Raw genomic sequence first — 5,641 nt, forward strand, 5'->3', positions numbered from 1 at the left:
GTCATACGGGATGACTTGGGTGGCTAGGGCAGCACAACATCTATCCCTCTGCCGACGGATCGGCTAACCGGCGAACGATGAACATTCGAGAAATCCGCTGATGGCTACCGAACAGATAGCACCCGACAAATTGGAACTCGACATCGAGAACCCGCGCTTCGGACTGTCCGAGAAGGCGAGCCAGCAAGACGCTTTGAAGTTTCTGTTCGAAACAAGCGATCTGCGCGAGCTATGGCATTCGATCAACGCAAACGGATTTCTTGATTACGAACCTCTGGTCGCGTGGCGGCCGGACAAAGACGTTGAAAGATACGTAGTGGTTGAGGGCAATAGGCGATTGGCAGCGGTGAAGACCTTGCTCAACCCCGAATTGATTGCAGGATTCTCAAAGACGGCGGTTCCGAGCCTGACGGAGAAAGCGAAACCTACACTGGAAACTCTCCCAGTTACGGTCATCGAAAACAAGGATGATGCGGACGAATATATTGGGTTTCGGCACGTCAACGGCGCTCGGACGTGGGATCCGATCCCAAAGGCCCGGTTCAGTCTCAAACTGCTAACCAAATTACGAAAAAAAGATGCTCTTTCGGAGCAAGATCGAATAGCAATCCTGTCACAGCAGATCGGAGATCAGCCTACTCAGTTAGTTCGAAATATGTTCGCATTCATGGTTTTGAAACAAGCCGATGAACTGGGCCTGTTGCCTGAAAACTTTTTGCAGCGGCCGAAGAACGATTTTTCGCATCTCTACTCGATCTTAAGCAACCCGGAGACACGAGCTTATATCGGCCTCGGCCTGAGTGCGATCAAGCCGGAGCAAATACAGACCAATCCGATACCGGCGACCCACAAAAAGAAGCTCGGTTATCTCATGGATTGGCTCTTTGGCTCAGCCGATGGCGAAAACCCTTCTCTAATTCGCAGCCAAGGCCAAGACCGACCCGTCCTCCAGAAGATCATCGCTTGCGAAAAAGCGGTAGAGACTTTGGAGCAGACTCGCGACTTTGAGTATGCCCGCCAGCTTTCAGGTGCTGACAATCAGGATTGGATGACGAAAGTCTTCAAGATCGAGCGCGATGCACAAACGATTTGGAACGACGCGGGCGAAATCGCCGACAACCTAGAAATTGACGAGAAAGAAAAGTCGTCGAAGAAGATCGCATCAGCAATCAGCAAGCTCACCTCAATTGACAAACTGTTGAAATAACAAAAGTGGCGAGCTTTAATTCAATACAGTCGGTGTCTCACGCTGAGGAATCAGCGGCCATCGCGGAACTGCAATGCGCCCTGTCGGGGGAGTTTCGTTTGGCCGAGATGCCTTTTGATCGCGACCTGCTATCCGAAAGTTTCATGGATTTTATCGTCGAGAACGGACAGGACGCAGAGGATTTGGACTACTACCGAGCCGAGCCGGAAGCTTGCTATCAACAGGCCCAACTCTTGATCGTAGAAGGAATGGCAGAGGAAATCAGGCGGAGTAGCCAGATCCTAGGTGACCACTATCCATTCGATATCTCTGCCTTAGATGATGGGGTAATACGAACAGTCGATCAACCAACGGCGGTAGGGCAATCATACCTGTGGCTGCGCATATATCTACTCCGCGCATCGCAAAATAACTACATCCAATTCGACCGCAATAATCATGATCGCGCGAATAGTGAGCATCATCAATTCGACCGAAAGTTTGAAACCGTCTTTGAGTATCTTGCCTCATTTGCTGTTGCTGGCCAGTATGGATCGGCTGTTTGGGTAACGGGGCGGTCACGTCGCGCCGAAGACTATCTTATGCTTTTGAAAGACATTTGCGATACAATTGGGCAAGGGAAGGTAAAGAAATATGAGGACCTTCCGGAAAACTGTAAAACAACAAATGACGGCAGGAGCGATGTAATTGCGATCACGCGCCCCAACGGTGGATTCGGCGATAATTCTGAAATCTATCTAACCCAAGCAACATTTCAGAAGGGCAACATAAAAGATAAGACTCTAAAGGGTGAGCATTTCACCTTTTTTAATAACTTCTTTCAAAAGAACATCGCTTACGCGAAGCGCGGCATTCTTGTCGTGCCGCATCGCTACAATCCCCTCCACGCGTCTGAGTGCGAGCTTTCAAATTGCACGTATTTCCATTTGGACGTGTTGTTGGAGAATCTTGGGAAAGCGGGCCTGACCTTTAAACTCAAAAAGGCTGGCGACGAGTTCTCCGATGCGTTTGGAAAGCTTGGCGATCACGTTACGTTACAAAGCTTTTGATTTCCAAGCCGGAACTACCATACGCTCACCCTCTTTTCGGCGCGCTTGAAGCGAATAGGGGACCTCCAGAAGCGAAAGATCCGCATGCCGATAGGCTTCATCGATTAAAGGGCATTTGTCGTAAGTGACGAGCCAATGTTGGATTGTGCCAGATTGCAGTAGGGAGGCCAGTCTCTGGTGCTTCCGCTCGTTCATAGCATTCAAATACAGCCGACTTCCGGCAGAGACATAAGGAGGATCTACAAAGAAAAAGGTCTCACGTGCATATTTCCGTCGGCTGGCATCTCGCAGAAAGGTGATCCCGTCCTTCTGTGTTAAAACAATCTGATCGGCTCTTTGCCCGAGCCACCGGACCCGCTCGGCTAGCGCGTGCTTGTTGAAGCGGGCGTCAAGTTTCCACTCGCCTCGTTGCTCGTATCCGCCGATTGGACCGGCTCCGAGCACGATTCCAGAACGGTTCGTTCGATTCAGGAAGAAGGTTGCGAATCCGAGTTCGAAACGCGACTTTGCTTTCTTTGGCTCTTTCACCAATTCTGCGTGTTTGTGCCACGCTGAAATCGAAGTTTCGCATTCGGCGAGCGTGTCCAAAAAACGCTCGTTCTCCCGAAGTATCGCTTCCCATGCGGAAAAAATCCGCACATCCGCGTCATTGATCCGGACCCGTTGAACGGTGTTTCGCGCAAGCAAGCGGATTGCTGCGCCTGCTCCGCCAGCGAATGGCTCTGCATATTGTGCACCTGAGCCGATCCAAGCCTCAATCTTCTGTTGTAAGGTGTCGGCTATAAATCCCTTTCCGCCCGGGTAGCGGAAAGGAGTAGAGCCACCAAGCCAGCGGTTCGACGATGCTTCGATCTTGCCGTGATTGCTAAGCGTTCCCATGGGTCACTCGAATAGCCGGTTGTCGGCCGAGCGCAAGATTTCGAGCAAAGCGCGAGGAAGGGATATCGATGACACAACGCAATTTTCTCGTAGTGGCATGAGACCAGCTACATAGCTGCGCACCTGATTCTATTGGACGACTGACTCCACGTGCCGCTGGCTAGGGAACACTATCAAAGATCAGGAATGGGCCGTCATTCTCCAGACCCCTAAGATAGCCATATCCGGACCCGCTTGAGAGTCCGGTTTCGTAGAAACGCTCGTCAAGGCCTGCGCAAACTAGCTGCAAGCCCTCGTCGCTCATCTGCTCAAAAAGCCGTGTCAGTGCTTCGATCAGACACCATCGATCATGTCCGGTCCACACTCGGCCATCGCCTGACTTTATGGAGGTGAAGACACCCTCATAAACTCTTGATCGGCCACTGTGGTAAGTGCCTATGGTGTAGGTCCCGCGCCAAGGCTTTCCATTCCAGCGCGCATGGCAATAGCCTGTTGTTGATGCCTCGTAGCTGATCCAGTTGCGTTTCGTTGCCATCACCTATTTAGGCACGACCGGTCTGACTTTGTGGTCCAACTCAGTTCGGGATTTACGCCACTTTCTCGCGTTTGACGAGGTAGGCGCACTTCGTTTGCCTACGCTCGTTTCCTTGCAATCACCGCGTTGCATAGCAACGCTCAGATTGCTTCGTCATTCGTTCTCACTCGCTGCTCCGCTTGTGGCTACGCAGTCGCTCGCTCGAACTTGGGTTTCGATCTGCAAGACTCGATTGAGAATCAAATATTGCCCTGCTGGCTAGGCATCCCATAGTGGGAGCACCGATTGGTTCTCTATTCCCCCCTCTCCATGAACGATAACGCACCACCGAATGTGCAGAAATCGAGGCGAGTGATGGCTCGCCACAAAGTCCATGAAGAGGGGGGATAACATCCCATGAGAGTCAAGCACTCGACGGATCTGCTCTCGCGATTAGTCGGCTTTACACCGACGCGGGTGGTTGCCCTTACCCCGCTATCATCACGCTATCCTGCGCATCGCTGCGCGCAACGGTTATCCTAGTTAAACTAGGAAGCACTTCCACAAGAGCCGAGCAGGCTCAGGAGAAGCTGATGGCTGTCAGATATCGACATTGCCATCATCTTTTTGCAGGCTTTGATTATTCTGGCACCTACGATCCAGTCGCTGCTCTGCATTTCGGTCCCAAACACGGCGATCATGTTGACCACCTGCAAAGTCTAGAGGATTCCGGCGCTGTTCCGCGCTTCCATTTATCGAGCTATGTAATACTACTTTACACTATTCAATACTAGGCCGCCATATTAATTAATACAGGTCGACCATTTTTGTTTTGGCAAATGCCGTTTTTCATAGACGCCATTGAATATCGTTGCTGCCGACAGTGCCGCACTGCGAATCTTGTAGTAAGACTCGGCGTTTGTTGAGGGGCAGAGGCTAGCCAGAGTTAGCTTTAGACGGCAGGCCAGTAGTTGCAACGAGGTCAGGGAGGCGCGTTCTGGATCGCCTCCAATTTGCGACATGTAGTGCGCAGAGCGACCGAGCCAGCTACGGCTAAAGTCGGCGCGCGTTAAGCAAAGTCCTTCTTCCTTCAGAACCTCGTAGATTTCTGTGAGTGTGTTCATAGTCTCGCCTCCTCGGATATTTATCCGTGAGGTTTGTGAGAAATAACCGGTGTTTAAGCTGAAAGGTTTCCTTGCGAGAGAAACCTCATCGGCAGCGCACCGGGACGGCACAATGAGATACAGATGTCAAATCTAATGCATCCCACTTGACAGATTGGGTCAATGAGGCGCATTGGATGTCTGCCACCGCATCTCAACTACAGGAGCAGGCGATGTCCCGCCCGAAGCTTATCCATTCGCTGTCTGAACTATATGAATCCACCGCCCACTTTGATGGCCTCATTAGGGAGGGGTTCGATGATCTTAAGCCTAGTCTTCAAAGGGTCGTCCAGAATGCCTTTTCGCACACGCGATCCTTTATCGTCTTCCCACGCCCAGATGGTGGCGGATATTTCGTTGGCTTTTCGAAGTTTGTTGGCCATCAGATGAAGGATATCGCGGCCTACGATAAGATTCGAAATCAGATTAGCGGCAGCGACTCCGAGCGAGCAATCAATGCGCTCGGCGTCGCTACTGACTACGCTCTCGGGAACGATAACAACGGGCGACGCGCACCGGCTGCCGTTGCACAAGCAGTTCGAGATTTCATCGGTATTGCCGGAAAGAAGCCCAATAGTCTCTCTTGGATCCGCCTCATGCCTCTACCTGAAGAAGCTGAGGACGAACGTTTCAATCGCTCGAAGACCTACGAGGTTTTGCTCGCTGCCATGAAAGCTGCACATCTGACTAGGGTGGAACGTGAGCATCTGTTCGCGGAAGCTGCTGCCTAGCTCGTGGTGGTCTAGGCACAGGGGCTGCGGGGAATCTCCGCAGCCCATTTCATAGGTCGCCCGCCAACTGCGCTCACCCTAAACCCGCCCCATTCGGG

General features: G+C 51.8%; 5 protein-coding genes. 3 read left to right on the top strand and 2 right to left on the bottom strand.

What is annotated here, in order from left to right:
* Positions 1-130: 130 nt before the first annotated feature.
* Both AAG591_RS15150 and AAG591_RS15155 read left to right on the top strand, forming a co-directional pair.
* Positions 131-1,207: a ParB/Srx family N-terminal domain-containing protein gene (locus tag AAG591_RS15150; protein WP_342532308.1), complete on the top strand. Its 1,077-nt coding sequence runs from the start codon at positions 131-133 to the stop codon at positions 1,205-1,207.
* Positions 1,208-1,212: 5 nt separating this feature from the next.
* Positions 1,213-2,256 carry a hypothetical protein gene (locus AAG591_RS15155; RefSeq protein ID WP_342532309.1) on the top strand — a complete coding sequence of 348 codons (1,044 nt, stop codon included), beginning with the start codon at positions 1,213-1,215 and terminating at the stop codon, positions 2,254-2,256.
* Here AAG591_RS15155 and AAG591_RS15160 read toward each other — a convergent pair.
* Positions 2,242-3,135: a DNA adenine methylase gene (locus AAG591_RS15160; RefSeq protein WP_342532310.1), complete on the bottom strand. Its 894-nt coding sequence runs from the start codon at positions 3,133-3,135 to the stop codon at positions 2,242-2,244. The two genes, AAG591_RS15155 and AAG591_RS15160, sit on opposite strands and share 15 nt — an antisense overlap.
* A 1,317-nt stretch (positions 3,136-4,452) precedes the next feature.
* Positions 4,453-4,773 (bottom strand): DUF6626 family protein, encoded by a 321-nt coding sequence (locus tag AAG591_RS15165; RefSeq protein ID WP_342532311.1) that lies wholly within the window; start codon positions 4,771-4,773, stop codon positions 4,453-4,455.
* Positions 4,774-4,949: 176 nt separating this feature from the next.
* Between AAG591_RS15165 and AAG591_RS15170 the strand changes: the two genes are divergently transcribed.
* Positions 4,950-5,543 carry a hypothetical protein gene (locus AAG591_RS15170; protein ID WP_342532313.1) on the top strand — a complete coding sequence of 198 codons (594 nt, stop codon included), beginning with the start codon at positions 4,950-4,952 and terminating at the stop codon, positions 5,541-5,543.
* The last annotated feature ends 98 nt before the right edge of the window (positions 5,544-5,641 follow it).

The organism is Citromicrobium bathyomarinum, assembly GCF_038594485.1.
Classification (GTDB): domain Bacteria; phylum Pseudomonadota; class Alphaproteobacteria; order Sphingomonadales; family Sphingomonadaceae; genus Alteriqipengyuania; species Alteriqipengyuania bathyomarina_A.